We start from the raw sequence: 21,983 nt of genomic DNA, 5'->3' as shown, positions 1-21,983 counted from the left end.
TGTTAACCCCCCTTTTTGCATAATATTATAGGCTAAATTTCAATTTAAAGGTAACAAAACACCAGGGGACTTCCATTTGATTGATGCTATAGCCTCATTAGGTGAGGCCATAAGCGGGTAGTTAAACACATCCGAGGTTTTCGCCGGTTATCGGCAAAAGCAGGTGTAGAGAAAACATGTGTATTTAACCGGCGTCGGGACATGAAATAATTATCATTTGACGTTCCGGAAAAAGGAACATGAGCCTTAACGCATAATACTCAGATAGCGGTGCACACCATTACAATTGCGGCTTAGCGGCAAGTACAATTGGAGCAGTTTCCACAAGCTCAAGCGATTTAACCATATCTTTTGTGGTGCTTTTATATTTTTTAAAGTGAGGCGTTTGCAAATGGGCCTGGTATGCAGCAGCATCTGCATAAATCTCAAAAACTGTGATATGGGTTGGATTATTCTTTTCGGCTACTGCATATAAAGTTAATACCCCCGGTTCAACGCGTACAGCAGTTTCGGCATGCTCTTTTAATGCAGCCATGTAATTTGCTAATTGTGCAGAATCTATTACCAGTTTGGCTATACGGACCACCTGGTTTTTATCTTGCGCAGCGGCATTTTCAGGTTTGGATACTGATAACATAAAAATTAATAAAACTGACAATAAACAACTGCCCAAGGGTTTCATCCGGGCTGATGGATTATTTTGTCCTGATACCTTTGAGGTCAGATTTACAGCTTTCATATCTTGATTTTTATAGATAACTCAACCACCACTTTCCTTTATTGGCTTGTTTGTACGCATCATAACGCTTACATAAAGGATATAGGCCAACTACGATGCCAATCCAAACAAGGTATGCGACCGGCAATGAAAAACCATAACCTTTCAAATCGGTAGTGAACCAGATTGGTTTTGTCAGGAACCATAATTTCCAGTTTTGCCCCGGTGTCAACAGCGATGCAGTTATTGCAATCAGGTGTATGATATAAATGTGGATCAGGTAATAAAACATAGGTACCCTGCCATATACCGAAACCACATCTACAACCTTTCCCTTCGTTTTTTCGGTAAAGGAAAGAAACAGAAATGCAGATCCCAATGTCAATAACAGGTATAAAAGCGATGGCGGATATTTGTTCACCTTAATAAACGAAAGCAGGGTAAATAATGCGTTTTTCTGTACGCTCCATTTCACCGGATCGCCATACAGGTTGGTATAACGTAATACGATGAACAAAGCCAGGCAACATGTTCCTGCTATCAATAAATTTCTTTGTCTTTTACCAACATCGTAACCTGCTGTATACCATCCGCCCAAACAATAACCTAAAGACATAACAGCCATTAACGGTACAATCGGGTAGCCTACCAGTAATACTTCTTTGTGCCACATAAAAAACTGTTGTTCATGAAGCAGTGACCAGCCGAAAGCCGGCAAGGTGCTACCCGGCACATGGACGCCATCCAAAAGATTATGCCCTAATATGATGACAACACTAATGCCAAAGATTAATTTTTTAGGCAGGTGAATTAATACTGCCAGTATGATCATGCTTAGGCCCAGCGCCCAAATGGTAATAAAGAAAAACATGGGGAACGTGATATTAAAGTTCCAACCAAAGTTAACCACGAACATCTCCAAAAATATGAGCCACAATCCACGCTTCACCAGGAATATGGATAAGTCCTTTTTAGATTTTTTTTGACCGATGAGGCTGGCTGATGTTCCGGCAAGCAGCATAAATATCGGGGCACAAAAATGAGTGATCCACCTGGTGAAAAATAATATGGCACTTGTTTTTGTAAGATCAAGCGGGTCATAAAAAAATGATCCCGAGTATAAATAATCCCTTACATGGTCAAGGGCCATGATGATCATGATAGCTCCGCGGAGAAAATCGATAGATGTTATCCGGTTTTTTAAAATTGTGCTCATTCGGGTTCTGGGTGAGATTAAAGATAGCACTTTTGGTAAAATTATACAGCAGGAAAGTAGCAGGGTGCTTTCCTAATAAATTTTATCAGGTATTAAAATTACCGTATTGGCTAATTCGTCGTTCACCTGCATAGCACATGCCATAACACTCCTTTTGGCCGGTGAATATGGCGAGGCTATTTGTACCACACAAGTACCGCAGCTCCCCATTCCGCAACATAATCCAAAGCCGGGGATTGCCAGGTGATCTGCTATGAGCGACATCAAACTATGGTATTGCCCATGAGTGATTTGTACCCGGTGGTTTTCGCCCCGATAATTGAGTATTAGCGGTATTTTATTACTTCCCATTATTTGCAGGCGGTAAACGCCGGTTTTGCACTAATAAAAACTATTTTCTTCGCATTATAACTATTGCACCAATAATCATAGCAGTACCGGCAGCCGGAAATATTTTATTAGTTGTAACCGCATGTATGCGGCGATTTCCGGTGTACATTGTAATTAAGAACACTCCTATTATAAACATGGCTAAGCCGCCTATCTGAATAAGTCTCATAACTATAGTTGTTTAGTTTGGCAGTATCAACGCTAATACAAACGTAACCAGAACTAAAATATGTTCTGACATAATAAAAACGCAATCTGAAAGTTACAATTTCCTTACCTTCTTCTGCCTGCTTATAACATTTGAGGGATATGCGAAAGTTGGCCGCTTTAAAAAGACCGGTTATGATTTCATTTTGCTTTTCAATATTTGTCGTTAGTATGTCATAAGGAAAACAGAAGCCCGCGGCTGGTTGCTCCGTTTAAAATTATAACTACCTTTACTGAGTGATTGCTCACTCAAACATATCTGAAAAGAACGAAGCTATTTTACAGGCATCTCTCCGCCTTTTTGTGGAGTATGGCTTTCATGGAACGCCAACAAGCAAAATTGCAGCAGAGGCAGGTACTGCACACGGAACAATTTTCACGTATTACAAAACCAAAGATGATCTCATTGCTGCGCTGTATGAATACGTTAAAAACGAATTCCGCGATTTCCTGGTAAAAAATGTCAGAGGCGAGGGCACTATCAAAGAAAGATTAAGAGATATTTTCTTTTACTCAGTTCAATGGTCGCTCGACAATCGAAAAGAGTTTTACTTCACCCAACAGTTTCAGTATTCAACACATTTAAAAAAAGCCTCAACTGAATCTATAGTTAAAGAAAAAAGCCTGCATCGTGCTATTTACCAGGAAGCACTGGATAATAAAGTTTTCCGGCCGTTGCCTTTCGAAATGATTGCCGAGCTTGCCATGAGCCAAATGATCGGCATGTTTCAATTTTTATCCGAAGGGAATTATCCCCCATCCGAAACAAAAGCCTTAATAGATGAAGCCTTTAAAGGTATGTGGAGAATGCTTGCAGTAGTGTAAAAAATTTACCGAAAAAATGAGTGAGTACTCAGTCAAAAACAAATTATTATGAAATTAAATTTAGAAAACAAAAGGGCCCTGGTGACAGGATCGTCATCGGGCTTAGGTAAAGCAATCGTTAAATTATTAGCTGCTGAAGGCGCAAAGGTGATTGTGCATGGCCGAAGTGAAGAACGGACCCGCGCTGTTGCCAACGAAATTATTGTAACCGGCGGAATTGCTGAAATTGCATTAGGAGATTTATCAACAGAGGAAGGTGCACAAGCCGTGGCAGACCAGGTTCTTGCACATGGCCCGGTTGATATTTTAATTAACAATGCCGGCGGTTATGCACACACCACCTGGAAGGAAGCTACTGCGGATGTATGGAAAAACACTTATGAAACAAATGTGCTTTCCGGCGTTAGAATGATCAGACATTTGGTACCGGGAATGAAAACCTTGAAATGGGGGCGTGTAATTACGATTGGCGGGGGCCTTGCTATTCAGCCTACTGCAAGTTTACCAGACTACAGTGCCACCCTAGCTGCACGCCATAATCTGGCGGTTTCATTGGCCCGCCAGTTAAAGGGAACCGGAATTACTTCAAATGTTGTTGCTCCGGGTGCTATATTGATCCCATCGGTGCAGGAATTGGTAACTAAGCTCGCCCCCTCTCACGGCTGGGGAGAAACATGGGATGAGATAGAAAAGAAATCTGTAGAAGCATTGGTACCCAATGATATCGGCAGATACGGCCAGCCAGAGGAGATAGCAGGCGCCGTAGCTTACCTGTGCAGCAGCTATGCAGATTATATTACCGGATCAGTTATACGCGTAGATGGTGGTACTGTTCGTTGTTTATAACGGCAGATGAATAGGAGCCGAATCAAAATTGGTGCTACAGCCCTATTTAAACTACTCAAGAAAAGGCCTCATGCTTTCAGCTTGAGGCCTTTTCTTGAGTAAAAATGAGTCCCGTACCTTACCCCTGAAGGCAATCAATTTATATTTCAACTAAAACTCAGATTACAGGTTAAGTGTGCGGAGCCTGTTTGCAAAGTGTACAAATCACTCTGAGCGTAAGCTGCGCACGGGGTTTGCTAGTGCCGCTTTAATGGCCTGGAAACTGATAGTCAACAGGGTGATCACAATCGCTGCGATCCCCGACGCTATAAATGCCGACGGACCGATACTCACGCGATAAGCATATTTTTCGAGCCAGTGCTCCAGGAAATAGAGCGCAAGCGGTGAAGCAATGAGGCAACTGATCAAAACCAGCACCACAAAATCGCGCGATAATAACATCCACACCTGCACAATTGATGCCCCCAAAACTTTGCGGATCCCAATCTCCTTTGTGCGCTGCTCGGCAACGTAAGCTGCAAGGCCCAATAGGCCCAGGCATGATATAAATATAGCCAGGGCTGCAAATACACCTGCAAGCTTGCCCAAAAGTACCTCCAGGTTAAATTTGCTCTCATACTCATCATCTATAAACTTATATTGATAAGGAAACGCAGGATTATATTTTTGAAACACCTCACCGATTTTTTCTATCGTAGTATGTGTATTAGCGTTTTTAGGCAGGCGATAGGTAATGACAAACCCGTAAGGATTATGACCAAAAACGGCAGGGGCCACAGGCGTATAGGGCGATTCCATCAGGGCATCTTTCACCACACCAATGATTTTAACCGGCGTGTTGCCAAAATTAACTTTTATGAGTTGGTTGATGGGATTTTTAAGACCGATTCGCCTTACCGTAGCTTCATTTACGATTACATTCAATGAGTCGCTTTTCCAGTCACCGGCGAAATTGTGCCCCTCGGCAAAGGTCATGCCCATGGTTTTAAAATATTCGTCCGACACCCATATTGCACCTATGTTCACTTCTTCCTCCCCGGCATTTTTACCCGGCCATTTTTCCAATGAAAAGTGACTGGATACCTGTGTTGCCGGGGATGTGGATGAAGCAACGCTTTCCACCAATCCCGACGATAACAATTCATTTCTTAAGGCCTCATAATGTTGGGGCAGGTCGCCGTTCATATCGGTCATCACAAGCCTGTCGGCATTATAGCCTGTTGGGCGGTCCTTTACAAATTGTATTTGCTGGTAAACAATCACCGTACTGATAATCAATGCTATCGAGCAGGTAAATTGAATAACCACCAATATTTTGCGTGGTAATGTTGCGGCTTTGCCAATTTGAATACCCCCCTTAAGTACCTTTACCGGGTTGAATGAGGATAAGTAAAATGCCGGCCTGCTGCCCGCCGCCATTCCGGTTAACAGCACAAACGCAATCATGACGCCCCAAAAAACGATGTTGCTGTATGGGATGCGGATGTAAGAACCTGTTAAGGCATTGAACGAGGGCAAAGCCAGCTGAACAAAAAGCAAGCACAGCAAAAACGACATAGAAGTAATTAAAACAGACTCGAGCAAAAACTGGTAAACCAGGTCAATACGCCCGGAGCCTATTGCTTTGCGAACGCCAACTTCTTTTGCCCGCTTTTCAGATCGCGCTGTTGAGAGGTTCATGAAATTGATACAGGCTATAGCCAATACCAGCACGCCGATAATACCAAACAAACGTACATAATCCACAAATCCGCCGGCCACTTTTCCGTTCTTGAAATCGTTGTATAGATGCCAGTCAGCTAAAGGGTGCATAAAAACCTCAGGCTTTAACGATCGCATCTCCTGGCTCCTTTTATCAACAATATCCCTGATCTTAGGCGCAATTTGGGCATAGTTAACACCCGGTTGCAGCGCAACATAAGCAGAGAATGAATTATAGGTCCATTTGGTTCGCCCATCCCTGATCCAGCCCTGGGTTGTTTCAGAATAAGCAAAAGGCGTCAGGTAGCTAAATTGCAGCGTAGCGTTTGCCGGTATATTCTTAATAACACCGGTAACTTTCATATCGTGCTCATTATCAAAACGCACCATTTTCCCCATCGGGTCAACACTGCCAAATAGCGCTTTGGCTGTCGATTCCGTCAGCACAATAGCATAAATATCTTTCAATGCCGAATTAGCATCGCCCTTAACAAATGGATATTGAAATATTTTAAAGAAATCCGGCCCGGCGGCTCCTCCGCCCAGGTATAGTTTTTTATCGCCCACTAACAAGTCATGGTTCATCCGACCAATATTGTCGGCTTCAGCAACATACTGCACCCCGGGGATCTCTTTCCGCAACACTTCAACCAGTGGCAGGGCTATGGATGTTTGGGTGGAAGTGCCATTATGCTGCGAGGTAAGGTTCATTTCTACCTGGTACGACCGGGCATACCCGGGCAGGAAACGATCATAAGAATATTGATTGGTCACCCATAAGCCAATGAGGAGCGCCACTGCCATGCCGGCGGCCAGTCCAACAATATTCAGCGTGCTATAAACTTTGTTATACAGCATATTGCGCCATGCTATTTTTAAATAATTACGAAACATATGATTGCGATTTAATTTCTTACGAGACCATCCGGGAATGGTTTTGTGACCCGAAATTATCGCAGTAGGAGATGAAAGAAGGTTCAAATCATGATTTGGTCGCTTTTTTTTCAGCTCGCTCTTGTATTCAGCCGGGCTTTTGCCGGTAACTTGTTTAAACGCGCGGTTAAAAGTGGTTTTGGAGTTAAAGCCGCAATCATATGCTATACCTAAAAGTGTTATCCGGTCGTACTCCGGGTCTCTCATTTTCCGGGTTACATCCTGGATCCGGAATTCATTTACAAAGTCATTAAAGTTTTTTCGCAGACCTGTATTGATGATCTTCGACAATTCGTGAATAGAGATCCCGAGCTCTTTGGCCAACGAATTTAAGCTTAACTCCTCATCCAGATAAAAGCGCTTAACCTTCATTTGATGTCGCAGCCAATAGCCTCGCTGTATCAGCTTTTCTGTTGATGAGGAGTTTACACGCAACAATTGCTTCCCGGATAGTTTGTTAACATCTCGTTGAACAGGATATTGAACCAGGGTCCTGCACCGGTACAAATAAACCACAACCGAAATAAGGCCCATTAATAATAATATAGGATGCCATTGTTTATAGGCCACGGTACTATACGTAGCGACCCCGGTGAATCTGCTTTGAATCACCGTCAGCAAATGTATGCCTTGCTCCAATAATAAAGGGCTGAAGTGCCACAACTCCTTCACCTTAAACTTTTTTCCCGGTTGAGTAATGCCCCGAACATAAAAAAACACCAGCGGGCCGATAGCCAGTAAAAACTGAAGTGGCACCCAGCTCCATTGCGGAAAATACTTTCCTAATTGCGTGTCTATGCATATGGTTTTGACCAACCACAATGTCATGGTGGCCAGAATAAGGCTAAGAAAACGGTTGGCTTCTCTGCCGTTTCTTGGGGAAAACCACCAATATAGACTGAAAACCAGCCCTATAAATATAGCGCCCAGGAAGAGCACGTGGAGTGCGTTGATATGGAGTTGATAGCCGGTCATTCACATACCTGAAGTCAACCATCGTTCCAATTAAACAATAAGCTAATTATCAATTCATTACAAAGAACCCAGCAAATGTTTTTTGTAACAAAACCGCACAGCAGTTGTTCGGTTTTGAATTATCATTAGTTGATACCCCTTTCAAGAACAGGACTATTGCATTCTAACGACCTTTTATCAGGAAGTGGTACTTCGGCAAATCAAAGCAATCCAAACAAAGATATTTTTCGGTTGCTAAACCTATCCTTTTTATTAAGAAGCTGTTTAAAAATGAGAGGAAATATTTTTGTAAAGACGCATAATTGCGTCTCCCTGAGGACAAGCCGATTTCAAAAGCGTCTCTGTTGCCATAAATTGCAAGCGATAGACGCAATTATGCGTCTCTACATTCAAACTACCGTTTTTAAACAGCCTCTAAGCACTCACTTCCAGTTTATATCCTTTGCCGCGTATAACAACAATATTGCTATTAGGATCTAATTCCAGCTTTTTTCTGAGTTTTGATATGAACATATCCAGGCTTCGCCCCACAATAACACCCTCATCTTCCCATATCTCTTTTTGCAACCGGCTTCGCTCTATAACCTGATTTGGAGATAATGCGAAAATAAGCAGCAGACGCGTTTCTGTACCGGTAAGATCTATGGTCTCCTTATTTATGGTCAGCTGCCGTTCCTGTGGACAAAATGAAACCGAACCGAAAGTGAATATTTGCACACTCAGACTTTTATTTGAGGCTCTTTGTGGCTTAACAGATCTGAAAAAGAGAAAACCAACAAATGCTAAAAATGGCAGGCCGCTCAGAAGATATACACTCTTTGCCCCATTCATATGCGTTGGTTCAAATTTAACGTCGATCATGTAACATGCTGTGGGTTGCACCCTTCCTTTACATGGTACAATATCGTTTCTTTTATTTTTGGAGATAGCAAATCCGTAAGTTATGCTTGTGTTGCTGCAGTTCAGAACATTAACGATATAATCACGTGCCAATGGGTCCTGAGCTAACAGCCGGCGGGTAGTGTTCACCAGGTAATCCGTTTGAAAAGTGAGATTTTTCTCGAAGCTGATCCGATATTCATTTTCTGCTATCTTTTCTACCGGAAGTACCCTTGATGTACTATCGCCCGACTGTAAAAGTAGTTCATGCCCGATCCTGCGGAGCAAAACTTCCCTTCTGGCGATATTAAAATCGTCATTGCCGGTCATACCAAAAGCCGTGCAAATTGCAACGGCAAACAAGAATAGCATCAATCCAAACGAGTATTTGCCTTTCCCGGAGAAGATCTTTCGGCTGTTCCGCATGCTATTTAAATTTTATTTACAAAGTTTGCATTTCTATTTACAATCCCTGTTACTCAGGCTAAAATATAGTACCACTTAATGGTTGATTCGCAGGTACCCGTTACATCTAAGAATTGGTTCAACCAGCGAAAAAATATTATGCTTATTTCACCACCTCACTTACCAAAATAACAGGACTAACATTAGTGTAATTTGCAAAATCCGCACGAATAGCATCTCTATGCGGTGCAATGGCAGCTTGATAGTCGCTCAGGCTTTTCACATAAAAGGTACCGATAGCCATAAAAGGCAGTGGTTGGTTAGGATACCACTGGCAATCCCTTTTTCAATGGTATATTTAACCAAATTTGATCCTAAAAACCCAGCCACCATCGGCATGTGCTTCGTTTCATAATATTCCATATTAAAGGTTTTACCCTCGGCATAAGGATACATGACGGATATTTTAATTAAGCCTTTTTCAACAGTAACTTCACTCTTCTTTTCCTGACCAAACGCAGTAAAACAAGTGGTAAAAAGCACAAACGACAAAATCAATCTTAATTTCATAACAGGTTTATTTAATGATAAAGCACTCTATTTTAACAGATTACACAAATATTGAAATATTACCTTTATTCGCAAAAGGTATGTTAGCTAAAATTTAAAGTTTGTATGCCATCGTTTCTGATACCCGATAGTATTTTCACTATAGCCATCATAGTCGCAGCTTCATCAAACCATTGCCTAACTGCCTGAAGTTTACCATTTTTTTCGAACGAGTGCAAACGCCTCAAATCTTCCGGTTTGAGGCGTTTGTATTAAGAGGTAGCGGGAACAGGACTGATACAGAACCATTTGATATTGACAATAATTTAAAACATTCGGCCATCGCCATTTACTCATTCCTTAACCCCTTTACAGGATTTGCTGTAGCTGATCTGATCGTTCGGAAACTAATAGCTACCAGTGCTATTAACATGGCTCCGGCACCAGCCATAATAAACACCCAAAAGCTGAGGTTGGTGTGATAGGCAAAATTCTGCAACCAGCCGTGCATAAAGAACCAGGCGACAGGCGATGAAATCAGCAACGAAATAGCAATCAGTATCACTACTTCTTTACTAAGCATGGTTAATATATTAGTTACACTTGCCCCCATCACTTTCCTGATACTGATTTCTTTGGTTCTCCGCTCAGTAGTAAACATCGCCAGGCCGAACAAACCCATACATGAAATAAAGATGGTTATGAGTGTTGCTGTTTTCATAAGCCATTGTGTTTGCTGATCGCTTTCGTATAACCGGGAGATGGAATCGCCCAGGAAAGAATAATCAAACGGCTCTTCAGGATAAATCTTTTTCCATTCCTTCGCTATTCCGTTTATTAGGTGAGATATGTCGCCTTTTTGATATTCGGCAGAAGTTAACTTTAGCGCTATGCCCATTTGAACTTTGGGGTCATTAGCGATAACTACCGGCATAATTTGCTGATGGAACGAATTCTCGTAAAAATCAGCTACTACACCGGCTATTGGATAAGCTTTGTTTTGACCTCCAAATAACAAAAGCTTGCCGATAGCCTGTTTCGGGCTGTTGAAGCCCAGCGCTTTTACAGCAGTTTCATTTACCAGGTATTCCCTTACGCTATCGCTATGAAGCAGATTACGGCCGGCAATCATTTTCATATTATAAAACGGTACAAAACGCTCATTGCCTGAATGGATGGAAGCTTCGACAGGCTTTTCGTTACTCCCATGCAATTGTATACTGTTGCCCATGTGTGCGAACCCCATTGGCGGAAATGCTTCTGTAATAACCTGGCCTACCCCGGGCAGTCGTTTCAAATTTTCGGCAAGCACCTGCATTTTCCCCGTATGATCGTTCCAGAGGCTTCTCAAAGTAATAATATTACTTGTTTTGAAGCCCAGTTCCTGGTTTTGCATATAACTAATCTGTTTGCTGGTTACGATGGTTCCGATAATGAAGATAAGCGATATAGTAAACTGGAACACGATCAGGCTTTTGCGCAAATAGCCTTTATTGCCCATTTTTTCGCTTAATTCGCCTTTAAGGCTCGACACAGGCTTAAATATGGATAGTTGCCTTGCCGGATAAAACCCCGCCAGTAACGTAGTAAAAATTGCAATACCAATAAGAAATATCCATGTGGTATATTCCATGAAATCAAATTCTACGCCCGGCGGGATATATGCAGCAAATAAATTCAATACCGGCCGTATCGCAATAACAGCTATGATTACGGCCAGCAAAGTCAAAGTGAATGTTTCAATCAGGCATTGGAATAGAATGGTACGTTTTCCGCTGCCAAGCACTTTTCGTATGCCAATTTCTTTGGTCCTCTGTATAGACTGTGCAGTAGATAAATTGATAAAATTGACAGCTGCAATTAACAATATGAATATAGCCACTGCCGATAGGACGTACAGTATTCTTAGATCAGCCTTCATTCCCTCACCACCATACTCTTTATGAAAGTGGGCACCAGTAAATGGCCGAAGCTGTGCGCGTAACTTAGTGTGCGGATCGGGGTCAAGATGTTTTTTTATGAATGAAGGAAATTGGGCATCTATTTGTGCCGGATTAACGCCTGCAGGCAATTTCACCAATTCCTGGCTGCCATGATTTAGCATAAACCAATTATCTAATGGGATCTGTCTTTTTAACAGACTACTGTTAATGGTACTGAATGAAATAAAGTCGGAAAAATTGAAATCGGAATTTTTATTCCAGTCTTGCAGGATACCGGTAACCGTTACCGTAAGCGAATCATCATAAGTGATCGTTTTGCCTATCATCTCGTCTGGCTGCAAATTTCCGAAATAGGTCATTGCTCGGCTTCGCGTGAGTACTACAGTCATTGGATTAGTCAACGATGTTTTTTTGCTGCCGCTTAACCAGGTGTAGGGCAATATGTCAAAATAATCCGTTTCGGCAATTATCCCCTCTGTCCTATCGAATGCCTTAATAACCTTGTCCCCATTCCTTATCTTCACTTTTGGATTATAATGCTGAAAAGCTGCTACTTTCTCAAATCCCGACATTTCATTCCGCATGGCATCAGGCATTGGCGCGGGCACCGAATTCCAGTGAGCATGATCTGGGTCTGGATTACCCTCAATGCTTACGTCAACGCAATAGATCCGCTCTTTATCGGGATGAAAAGTATCAAAACTTAATTCGAAGTTTGCCACCAGGTAAATGACCAGGCATCCGCAAATGCCCAGTGCAAGCCCCATAACATTAATACCCGTATAGATTTTATGGCGTGCGATGTGGCGCCAGGCAGTTTTAAAATAATTGCTAAACATATAATTGCGGTTTAATTTCATACCCAACCAGTTCGGCGTGGTTTCCTTGTACGAAATTACCGGCGCAATACGGGGATTGAGTTCCAATTTATAAGATGGGATTTCTTTTTTCTGTTCATTCTTATATTCCGCGGGGCTTTTCCCGGTCATTTGTTTGAAGATGCGATGAAAAGTAGTTTTGGAATTAAAACCTGATTCAAATGCAATACCCAACAGGGTTATATGATCGTAAGCGGGATCCTGCATTTTCCTGATTACGTCTGCAACACGATATTCATTAATGAAATCATTAAAGCTTTTTTTGAGCACAGTATTGATGATCCGGGATAATTCATGGGTAGTTAGTTCAAGCTTTTCAGCAAGGGTGGTTAAACTTAACTCCGGGTCTTCGTAATGGTGATTGGTTTTGATGATCTTCTTTAGCCAGATACCTTTGTGCTTTAGCTCCGCCGGTGGCGGTAGCTTTAAAAACAAAGGCGGATTAGGTGACATGTTCACCTCCGGCCTTGAAAAGGCCACGGATGCCATCCATATTGTCATTGCCGCTAAAAGGAGGTATACAGGATAATAAGCATGGCTGCCCGCCTGGCCATGATAATAAAAAAAATCTATTACAGTAAAGAGGATCCACAATAGCCATAGCAGGCCGAAACCGGTAAGTAAGTTATGCAGCCACCTTAACTCGTACCTATATCTGTCGCCCCCTTTAAATTTCATACGCCGGTAAAAGCGTTCTATCAGTTTGTGAGATATGTAAAGGTATACACCTACTGAAATAAACGCCGGCAATTGTAATGCAGGGTTCAGTTGTTGAAAGGCATGTGTGCGATAAATAACTGTACCAGTCCTCACGCTGTCCCTAACCTCCCATACGTGTGCGCCGAGCTCCGGCAATAAAGGGCTGAAATGGAGCAAATCTTTAAAACTAAATTTATAATCAGGCTGGGTTATTTTGAGCACATAGAAAAAAATAAGGGGTCCGAGCGCCATCGAAAATTGCAGCGGCAGTAAACTCCAATATTGAATGTAAGTTTCCAGCCCAACGTCGGTGCCCAATATCCGGGCTATCCATAAAACGATGACAGCTATTGCCAGGGCCAGGAACTTGTTTGCCGCCCTGGTGATTTTTGGGGTAAACCAAAGCAACAGGATAAAAGTCAACCCGATAAATATTGCTCCCAGGAAGATTAGGTCATAAAGGTTAATATGGAATGTATATGGATTCAAGCAGGTCAAATAACTCAATCATTATTCCAAAGATCTAATATACTGATACATTGAACATTAACACTACAACATGCTGAAGGTTGTTATAAAACCGAACATCTGGCTGTTCGGTTTTGAACTGCATGTAAGATAGACAAAAGTAATTTCGAGTGGTTATGCTTAGAGCATACCTGAAATTAGCCAAATAAAAAAGCCGCTCTACTTTCGTAAAGCGGCTTTCGGTAGCGGGAACAGGACTCGAACCTATGACCTTCGGGTTATGAGCCCGACGAGCTACCAACTGCTCCATCCCGCACTGTTTTGATAGTACAAATGTACAATAAGTTATCACATCTGTATGTCACAAAATCGTTTAGGTCATTAACAATTACTTAACATACTCTCAGCTAACCCTTTAATTTCATTGATAAATATCAATTTCTTTATTACGATATGTCAATGCACAACTTTGCCCGGTTTTGCACTTTTGTAATGCCCCGCCCGATGAACGGACAGGATCATAAAATCTCAAAAAATGAAAACCGCTAAACAATTATTGCTCGCATATCTTGAAAATGTTAACAACCCAGATATAGCCATCGAACTATTTGCAGATGACGCCGTTTTTGAACTCCCTTACCTGGCAAGCCTGGGTTTACCCTGGCAATGGAAAGGCAGAGAGGTGATTTACAATTTCCTTAAAAACCTGCCAAAAACGTTCGGCAACTTCAATTTTCAAAACATCCGGATCCATATCGACACCCCGGATCAGGCATTTGGCGAGTACGATGTGAATGCCGTCGTAAACTCAACAGGCCGGGATTATCCACAAACTTACATGGGCCGCGTGGTTGCCGAAAACGGCAGGATCAAACTGATTCGCGAGGCTTTGGATATGGCTTTGGTGGCCAAGGCAATGTTGCCAAATGGTATCGCTGACGTAAAACAGTAAACGTTTATCAAATTAGGTTTTTTGTTTTCAGCTTAAATAAACTACCTTCGTTTCATATAGCACGGGGTGCTTTAACCACTATGGTTAAGGCTGAGATAATACCCGCAAAACCTGACACGGATAATACCGGCGTAGGGATGCACTGGCTTTTCAGTTTGATTTTCGGCGTTTGCTGTTTTTTCATACACAGGCCTTGTTTCTGTACCGGTATTGCCGGGCTTGAAACAAGGCTTTTTTATTTAATGAAAAAACACATGGAATCCGGAAACAACTTTGGCCTCATGACCAAAAGCCTTGCCAACTGGCAGGGCCGCAAAGAATGGTTTTTTAACCGCGAACACACCGATACTTACGAGCAATGGTATGAAGGCCGCTATAAACGCGCCGAAGTATGGCAAAAAAAGGTAATGGCACAATTGGTGGGTACAGATACCCGCGTAAAAGAACTGCTTGAGTTTGGCTGCGGCACAACCCGCTTTACCCGCTGGTGGCATGAAATAGGTATTGACGCTACCGGTGGCGACCTTTCCCCCTTTATGCTGGGCCAGGCAGTACACCTGTTTAAAGGCGACCTGGTAAACGCCGATTCCCACTTTATGCCTTTTAAGGACCATACTTTTGATGCTGTTGCCTTCATCACCACGTTTGAGTATTACCGCGATCCGGTACAGGTGATCCGTGAAGCAGCGCGGGTGGGTAAACATGGCATCGCCTTTGGTATGATGAACCGTAATTCACCCAAGGTGCTGCGCCGCCGGGTACAGCAAATGTTCGGTAAAAATCCTTTTTATGTAACGGCTACTTTTTATACCCCTGCTATGCTGATCAAAAAAATAGATGAGGCATTGCAAGGCCGCCAATACACCATTGAGTGGACGTGCACAGGTTTGCCTGAATGGTTCCCGGTACAGCAATGGAGCGTGCCCGCGGGCGACTTTTTCGGTCTCTATGTTAAACTTCTTGATTAAGGAGCCATGTCTTTATCCGGAAAAATAACAGGCGATGGTTTTGAACAGATCATCCTGCCACGTTGCGGTCACCCGCGCAGCGAGGTTATTGGCGGCCCGGCATTTGGTGTCGATGTATCGGTGATCAGTATGCCCGGTGGTTTGGGCCTGGCACTCACCAGCGATCCTTTATCGCTTATCCCTTCTTTAGGCTTGCAAGAGTCGGCATGGCTATCGGTACACTTAATGGCCAATGACATGGCCACAACGGGATTTGCGCCTCAGTATGCCCAGATGGTGCTTAACCTGCCGCCGGGTTTAAGCCAGGCCGATTTTACTACCTACTGGGACCATATTCATCGCTATTGCAACGATATCGGTGTAGCCATAACCGGCGGGCATACCGGGAGTATTGAAGGCCAAAACTCAACCATTGCCGGTGGTGGCACTATGTTGCTTACCGCCCCATTGAATGAAATCCTCCTTAGTAAAAATGCCGAGGATGGGAACGCGATCATCGTTACCAAACAATGTGCCATGTCATCGGCAGCAATACTGGCTATGAGTTTTCCCCAAACAGTAAAAAACAAACTGGGTACCGAAGTTTATCACCGTGGCTGTGAAATGTTTTACCAAACATCATCCTTAAAAGACGGACTAACTGCTGCCGGGATAGATAACCGTTCCCTCAGTGTAACAGCCATGCATGATGTAACCGAGGGTGGCGTATTGGGTGCTATTTATGAAATGGCTGTTGCATCGGGCAATGGAGTACTGATAGATAACGACCTGCTTCCCGTTGATAATGTAGCAGGCGGTATTTGTTCTTTGTTCAACATCGATCCACGTTATTGCATAGGCGCCGGGGCCATGATCATAGCAGTAAAAAAGCAATGGGCACAAAATACGCTTCATCATTTAAAAGCAAATGAGATACCGGCTACCATTGTTGGTGAGTTTACCAACAAGGCACGCGGGTATAAACTAATTGAAAACGGCGAAGAAAAAGACATGCCCTACTTTAGTAAGGACCCTTATTGGGAGGCTTTTTTTAGCGCTTATAAAAACGGATGGAAATAATGGAAAACACCTATAAAATTACCGGCGGCATTTACCTTGTGCTAAATCCCGCTATTGATGAAAAAATATTGCTGGCTAAACTACAATCAGCCCTATTGGGAGGGATCCAGGTAGTACAAATTTGGAACAACTGGCAGCCCGGTGCGGATAAAACAGCGTTGATTGAAAAGATTGCGGCTATTTGCAAACCATATTCCGTACCCTTGCTTATCAATGCCGACTGGACATTGTTACGTGATATCCCGGCTTTGGATGGGGTCCATTTCGATGAGGTGCCAACTTCATTATCTGTTATCCGGAACGCAGTAAACCGACCGTTCCTAACCGGAATAACCTGTACAGGCAATCTTGACACGGTAGTTTGGGCCAAGGATCATCAGTTAGATTATGTTTCTTTCTGTTCCATGTTCCCATCATCGTCGGCGGGCAGCTGTGATATTGTTATGCCGGCCACCGTGAGACGGGCCTGCGAACTTACCCGTATGCCCATTTTTGTGGCCGGAGGTATCACTCCTCAAAACATCAGCGAGCTCAAAAAACTAACCCCTTTTGATGGTATAGCTGTGATATCCGGCATTTTGAGCGCCGACGATCCTGAAGAAAAAGTTAAAGAATTTAAAAACGCGTTAAGCACAAACACTACTCAACATGCAACTCAAAACAATTGAAAAACTATGCTGCCCCTTTGATAAAAGCGACCTCAACCTGCAGGTATTAGTAAAAGACACAGCACAAAACATTATAGAAGGAATCCTCAGCTGCTCTGCTTGCCAGCGCAACTACCCCATAGTTTATGGCGTACCTATCATGGCTCCCGACGAGTATCGCCAGATACAGCTGGAGCAACCCATTGTTGAAAAATGGAAACTGGAACATGAGCTGGAGGATGTTAAGCTGCTGCCATAGATAAAATTATCGGGTTTTACACACCACATCATTGCGAGGTACCATCAAGTGGATCCAGAAAAAAAACGCGATGACGTGTAAAATACATTTCAGGGATGGTGTGCGGGCCGCGTTAGGGATGGGAGCGGATACCGTCCGTTAGCCAACGGATAAGGCCGGTGCAGTATGAGCATACAGCCAGGCCGCAGGCAACGCCCTTATCATAAAATTGCCTCCTAAACACACTTAATAATCAATAACTTGACTACTATGTAATATTTAAAAAATCAATATTGTAAATATGGGCGTTGCCTGCGGCCCGGGCTTCCGTTACAAGTCCTCGCTTTTCCCGCCCGCAAGCCCGGCACGCGCTGTGGGCTTTTCACTGCAATCTAACGCTGCCCCTCGCACCACTGCCAAAGTATATTTCATACGTCATCATGGTTTTTTTTCAGGATTGCCCTGACGGCTACTCACGATGATGACTCTTAGATGTTAGTCTTGACACGCTCTCAATTAGCCACATCATTATTCTCAATTCCTGTCCTGTTTTTATTGATCCTGTCCCTCAATCCACCAAAGTTATAGTTAAGGCTAATGCTGAATGATCTGTAATAATTCATGCTTTGGTAAGTTTGATTAAACTGCGGGCCAAAAGTTTTGCTTATGCTATTGCGGTATTTGGTAAATGGATTCTTGATACCACCTGAGATACTAAACTTATTTTTTACAATATCCTTATTGAAGTTAAAGGCGCTGTAAAAAAAGCCGTTGGTATAACCTTGTAAGCCTGTGGGATTACGACTGTTAACACCCAAATCGGCATTCAGGGCCCAACCATGAGCAAGACGTACCACATTTGACAGGGTAACGCCATACATCAGCAGGTCGTTGTTTACCGCTTTTCCGTCGGCCTGGCCTTGTAGCCATAGGTACATCGCGTTACCATTCAGGCTGGCATTGTATATAGAGGTTACCGGGTAGCTCAGGTTAAAATTTACACCCGCACTTTGCGCTTTACCGGTGTTGGCATAAGTTACTTGTGTAATTTGGCTACCCTGGTTAAAATTTACTACCTGTACATCAAGGTTATTCATAAATGAGTAATCGAGCCCGATATTTACCGATAGTTTTTTATTGCTGCTATAACCAAACTGGATATCATTCAACAAAACAGGCCTTAGGTTTGGGTTACCTGTAACTTCAATATTGGGGTTTGAAGTGTCGACAAAAGGGTTAAGCCTGTTGATACCCGGTCTTCTGATCCTTTGTGAAAACCCGAAGTTGATGCTGCTTTCGTCTTTAAACCTTTTACTCACCGCGATAGAAGGAACCACATTAAGATAATTCTGATCAGCTAAAGATGCAGTGTTCTTAAAATTGGCACGGATCACGGTTTCTTCAACCCGGACACCGGCATTGATATTCCAGCTGTTTAAAGCAATTTGATATGAATTGTAGACACTAAACACATTTTGCGTATTGGTAAAAATGTTTGACTGTGCCGCGTCATACTCATATAAACCGGTGCTATAATTAAATGTGTTGTAGCTAAAATCGCTGCTGTTATTCCTGAATATCGCTTTCAAACCGGCTTCAACAGTTACTTTGTTCACCGGTGTAACAAAATCAACCTGGGCAGTATGTTCTTTAAATTTTTGCTTGTCTATTTGCTGAAAATTGGGCGTAGTAAAACTTACGCGGTCAAAAAATTCCACATTGCCATTTTTATTATTTGTGTTGTTGCTGTACATGTATGAAAATGTAAGCAACCTGTTTTTAACCCCTTTAAAACCTAATTCGTAATTGATACCTGCATCAATACCGTGGCCGGTAGCCTTGCTATTGTTTTGAAAACTATATTGCTCAAGGCGGTTGTCACCGTTTAACAGGGAATTCTGTGCGGCATAATCATTTCCGCGGCTGCCATTATAGTTAAACTGGGCTGTTAATAAATTCAGGGTATCTATCTGCAGGCTCAATTCACTTCCGAAATAAGCAGTTTTATTATTTGAGCGCTGGGAACCGTTTTGCGCCAGTACTGTACCGGCAGTATCAACACGTTTGTTATTATTATAAGTTTGTGGCGAATTATTGATGCTGCCACCGCCAAAAGCCGAAACCCCAAACTTTCCTTTTTTAGCGGTAAATGACCCGCCAACACCAGGACCGCCAGTAGGCAAACTTTCGTTGATGTTTACGGAACCGTTGATACCATCATTGATCTTTTTATTGGTGATGATATTGATGATGCCAGCCAAACCCTCAGCATCATACTTTGACGGCGGATTGGTGATCACTTCTATCCGCTCGATAGTTGAAGCCGGAATACTTTTCAAAGCAGCCTTCAGGTTATTTTCTAAACTATTTGATGGCTTCCCGTTAATAAACACCCTAAAGCTCGAATTGCCTTTGAGCAACAAGTTATCATTCCCATCTAATGACAGGTAAGGAATCTTCCTCATCATACTTAAAACATTGTTTCCTTTACTTTCGGGGTCAGCTTTCAGGTCGTAAATGATCCTGTCTGCTTTTTGCCTGATGATCGGCTTTTCGGCGGTGATGGTAACTTCTTTCAAATTGGTCATTACATCGCTTAAAAAAACCGGTTTAAGCTCCATTGTTTTTTGCTGATGGGTAAGATCAAGAGTTATGTTTTTTGCGCTGTAGCCGATAGCATTGATCAGGAGCGTATAGCCGGCTGGTTGCACAGCGGTAAAGCTGAATGAGCCATCTTCTTTGGTAGCGGCTACCATTACGGTTTCATTGGCAGCATTTTTTAAACGCACAGTTATCAACGGCAGCGGTGCTTTACTTACCGAATCAGCAACAATGCCTTTTACTTGTATTGCGTTTTGAGCATATGTGTTTAGGTTATGTGCGATAAATACGGCTATCATCATGATGAAGCGTATTATTGTTTGTTTAGTTTTCATATGTGTAAGGGTGTTAGATTTTTTAGGCAAAGGGATTCCATGAGAGCAATTTCTCTCTTAAAAACTGGGTGTGCGGGCAGCTAAACCACCCGCTTAGTAAAATAGATTAAACTGATTATTTAGTCCTTACGGCGGCGAAGCAGCAGATAATAGAGCAGAAAGCCCGCAGCAATAAAGATCATTTCAACCCCGTAAGGAACAGGCGAATCTTCGGCGCTGTAAGGGATAAATTGTATTACTATAAAACCAATGCCGGCGCAAAGCAGGATAAGTCCCCATTTTAAAGCTTCGTTGCCTGAATTTAACTCGGCCAGAAATTTAACACTGTTCTCATCCAGCGGGCCCGCTTTAATGATGCGTTTTTTCAGCATGTAGTTGTAAAGGGCAAGTATGAATATGGCGATCAGTATAAAGAATACTATGATGACGATGAATGGCATTAACTGTTTCATGATATTATTTGTTTAAGTATTTGCTACAGTAGTCAATGCTCGCGACAGTCCGGTTGCAATTATTTTAAAATATTTTTTATTTCTTTTTTGCAACCGCCAAACCTTATATATTGACTACTGTAATATGTTTAATGAACACGAGGTTGTATCCAGGATATTAAATAAAGATCTCCGGGCTTTTGAACTGCTGGTAAAGCAGTATGAAAAGCTGGTTTTCTTTGTGATAAACCGCCTGGTGAAAGACCAGCAAAGCAAAGAAGATATTTGCCAGGACGTTTTCATTAAGGTACACCAAAGCCTGCACCGGTTTGAGTTTCAGTCAAAACTATCAACCTGGATAGCCCGTATTGCCTATTTAACCGCTGTAAACTATTTAAAAAAGCACAAGAACAATTCCCCTTCCGAATATCCTGAAAATATTGATAATTATCATTTTACAGACGAAACACCGGAACAGGAACTGATAAAGAAGAATACTGCTGCCTATGTTAACCTCCTTATTGACCAAATGCCGCATCAATACAAAACAGTATTGACGCTGTACCACCTTAATGAGTTTTCATGTGCTGAGATTGAGGAGATCACCGGCATACCTGAGGGAACGGTAAAAAGTTATCTTTTCAGGGCGCGTAAATTATTGAAAGAAAAAATTGAAAAAGACCTTAAGAAAGAAAATATATGAAAGAGCTGGATGATGACGAATTACAGGAGCTGTTGAACAATGGCTTGGTTCCGGATAGCAAAACACTTTCGGAAGAAGATAAGGACGATTTGCTTGTTTATCAAAACCTGTTCTCCGCACTTAGCACTGAACCAGCAGAAGGCTTACCCATGAGCTTCGCGGCAAACGTTCGTCGCAAGTTACAGGAACAGGCCAACCGCAAAAGCAATCTGCAATTTAACCTGCTGGCGCTGGGGATTTTTGCTGTGGGCTTAGCACTGGCCTATGGCCTGCTTACGGTGATGAGTCCCGAAAGTGGCGATATGTTTTTAAATGCTGTAGTCAGCTTTAAATGGATCTTGTTAACATTAATTGCAGGATTTGTAGGATACCTGTTTATCGACCAGAGATTGGTAAAGAGGAGTTATTAAAGAGAAG

Annotated in this window: 19 protein-coding genes, 1 tRNA gene and 1 riboswitch; of the genes, 9 read left to right on the top strand and 11 right to left on the bottom strand. The window is 42.6% G+C overall.

Features of this window, described 5'->3' with window-relative positions:
* Window positions 1-280 precede the first annotated feature (280 nt).
* The 3 genes from ACEN9X_RS12880 to ACEN9X_RS12870 form a co-directional block, all read right to left on the bottom strand.
* The gene (locus ACEN9X_RS12880) at window positions 281-739 is read right to left on the bottom strand and encodes a putative quinol monooxygenase (RefSeq protein ID WP_413670746.1); all 459 of its coding nucleotides are present in this window, start codon (window positions 737-739) and stop codon (window positions 281-283) included.
* A gap of 10 nt (window positions 740-749) precedes the next feature.
* Window positions 750-1,934: a DUF1624 domain-containing protein gene (locus tag ACEN9X_RS12875; RefSeq protein ID WP_413670745.1), complete on the bottom strand. Its 1,185-nt coding sequence runs from the start codon at window positions 1,932-1,934 to the stop codon at window positions 750-752.
* A 72-nt stretch (window positions 1,935-2,006) separates the two neighbouring features.
* A complete protein-coding gene (locus ACEN9X_RS12870) occupies window positions 2,007-2,285 on the bottom strand; it encodes a hypothetical protein (RefSeq protein ID WP_413670744.1) in 279 nt (92 codons plus the stop codon).
* A 483-nt stretch (window positions 2,286-2,768) separates the two neighbouring features.
* Between ACEN9X_RS12870 and ACEN9X_RS12865 the strand changes: the two genes are divergently transcribed.
* Window positions 2,769-3,356, top strand: coding sequence for a TetR/AcrR family transcriptional regulator (locus ACEN9X_RS12865; protein WP_413670743.1), 588 nt, complete (start codon window positions 2,769-2,771; stop codon window positions 3,354-3,356).
* 48 nt (window positions 3,357-3,404) lie between these two features.
* Window positions 3,405-4,202, top strand: coding sequence for an SDR family NAD(P)-dependent oxidoreductase (locus tag ACEN9X_RS12860; protein ID WP_413670742.1), 798 nt, complete (start codon window positions 3,405-3,407; stop codon window positions 4,200-4,202).
* A gap of 204 nt (window positions 4,203-4,406) precedes the next feature.
* On the opposite strand, the gene ACEN9X_RS12855 is transcribed toward ACEN9X_RS12860, so the two are convergent.
* The 6 genes from ACEN9X_RS12855 to ACEN9X_RS12830 all read right to left on the bottom strand — a co-directional run bounded on the left by ACEN9X_RS12855 (window position 4,407) and on the right by ACEN9X_RS12830 (window position 13,948).
* Entirely contained in the window at window positions 4,407-7,811 is a 3,405-nt protein-coding gene (locus ACEN9X_RS12855; RefSeq protein WP_413670741.1) for an ABC transporter permease, read from the bottom strand.
* A 414-nt stretch (window positions 7,812-8,225) separates the two neighbouring features.
* Complete coding sequence (locus tag ACEN9X_RS12850; RefSeq protein ID WP_413670740.1) at window positions 8,226-9,116, bottom strand: winged helix-turn-helix domain-containing protein; 891 nt, start codon at window positions 9,114-9,116, stop codon at window positions 8,226-8,228.
* A 142-nt stretch (window positions 9,117-9,258) separates the two neighbouring features.
* Window positions 9,259-9,399 carry an EthD family reductase gene (locus ACEN9X_RS12845; protein WP_413670739.1) on the bottom strand — a complete coding sequence of 47 codons (141 nt, stop codon included), beginning with the start codon at window positions 9,397-9,399 and terminating at the stop codon, window positions 9,259-9,261.
* Window positions 9,375-9,665: an EthD family reductase gene (locus ACEN9X_RS12840; RefSeq protein WP_413670738.1), complete on the bottom strand. Its 291-nt coding sequence runs from the start codon at window positions 9,663-9,665 to the stop codon at window positions 9,375-9,377. Before ACEN9X_RS12840 ends, ACEN9X_RS12845 begins: the two co-directional genes overlap by 25 nt.
* A 328-nt stretch (window positions 9,666-9,993) precedes the next feature.
* Entirely contained in the window at window positions 9,994-13,653 is a 3,660-nt protein-coding gene (locus tag ACEN9X_RS12835; protein WP_413670737.1) for an ABC transporter permease, read from the bottom strand.
* A gap of 222 nt (window positions 13,654-13,875) precedes the next feature.
* A tRNA-Met gene (locus tag ACEN9X_RS12830) sits at window positions 13,876-13,948 on the bottom strand.
* Window positions 13,949-14,167: 219 nt separating this feature from the next.
* Between ACEN9X_RS12830 and ACEN9X_RS12825 the strand changes: the two genes are divergently transcribed.
* From ACEN9X_RS12825 to ACEN9X_RS12805, 5 genes are all read left to right on the top strand, one after another.
* Window positions 14,168-14,584: a nuclear transport factor 2 family protein gene (locus ACEN9X_RS12825; protein ID WP_413670736.1), complete on the top strand. Its 417-nt coding sequence runs from the start codon at window positions 14,168-14,170 to the stop codon at window positions 14,582-14,584.
* A 52-nt stretch (window positions 14,585-14,636) separates the two neighbouring features.
* A riboswitch (TPP riboswitch) is annotated at window positions 14,637-14,739 on the top strand.
* Window positions 14,740-14,838: 99 nt separating this feature from the next.
* The gene (locus ACEN9X_RS12820) at window positions 14,839-15,552 is read left to right on the top strand and encodes a class I SAM-dependent methyltransferase (protein WP_413670735.1); all 714 of its coding nucleotides are present in this window, start codon (window positions 14,839-14,841) and stop codon (window positions 15,550-15,552) included.
* A gap of 6 nt (window positions 15,553-15,558) precedes the next feature.
* Window positions 15,559-16,611 carry an AIR synthase family protein gene (locus ACEN9X_RS12815; protein WP_413670734.1) on the top strand — a complete coding sequence of 351 codons (1,053 nt, stop codon included), beginning with the start codon at window positions 15,559-15,561 and terminating at the stop codon, window positions 16,609-16,611.
* Entirely contained in the window at window positions 16,602-17,279 is a 678-nt protein-coding gene (locus tag ACEN9X_RS12810; RefSeq protein ID WP_413670733.1) for a thiamine phosphate synthase, read from the top strand. Before ACEN9X_RS12815 ends, ACEN9X_RS12810 begins: the two co-directional genes overlap by 10 nt.
* The gene (locus ACEN9X_RS12805; RefSeq protein ID WP_413670732.1) at window positions 17,260-17,517 is read left to right on the top strand and encodes a Trm112 family protein; all 258 of its coding nucleotides are present in this window, start codon (window positions 17,260-17,262) and stop codon (window positions 17,515-17,517) included. The genes ACEN9X_RS12810 and ACEN9X_RS12805 overlap by 20 nt, the downstream gene beginning before the upstream one ends.
* Window positions 17,518-18,008: 491 nt before the next feature.
* On the opposite strand, the gene ACEN9X_RS12800 is transcribed toward ACEN9X_RS12805, so the two are convergent.
* Window positions 18,009-20,432 carry an outer membrane beta-barrel family protein gene (locus ACEN9X_RS12800; RefSeq protein WP_413670731.1) on the bottom strand — a complete coding sequence of 808 codons (2,424 nt, stop codon included), beginning with the start codon at window positions 20,430-20,432 and terminating at the stop codon, window positions 18,009-18,011.
* Between the two features lie 119 nt (window positions 20,433-20,551).
* Complete coding sequence (locus ACEN9X_RS12795) at window positions 20,552-20,884, bottom strand: hypothetical protein (RefSeq protein ID WP_413670730.1); 333 nt, start codon at window positions 20,882-20,884, stop codon at window positions 20,552-20,554.
* 124 nt (window positions 20,885-21,008) lie between these two features.
* On the opposite strand from ACEN9X_RS12795, the gene ACEN9X_RS12790 reads away from it, so the two are divergent.
* Complete coding sequence (locus ACEN9X_RS12790; protein ID WP_091216737.1) at window positions 21,009-21,566, top strand: RNA polymerase sigma factor; 558 nt, start codon at window positions 21,009-21,011, stop codon at window positions 21,564-21,566.
* Window positions 21,563-21,976, top strand: coding sequence for a hypothetical protein (locus ACEN9X_RS12785; protein ID WP_413670729.1), 414 nt, complete (start codon window positions 21,563-21,565; stop codon window positions 21,974-21,976). The genes ACEN9X_RS12790 and ACEN9X_RS12785 overlap by 4 nt, the downstream gene beginning before the upstream one ends.
* The last annotated feature ends 7 nt before the right edge of the window (window positions 21,977-21,983 follow it).

Origin of the sequence: Mucilaginibacter sp. Mucisp86 (genome assembly GCF_047324315.1) — a bacterium.
Taxonomy (GTDB): domain Bacteria; phylum Bacteroidota; class Bacteroidia; order Sphingobacteriales; family Sphingobacteriaceae; genus Mucilaginibacter.
This window is presented reverse-complemented; position numbering and strand designations above follow the sequence as displayed.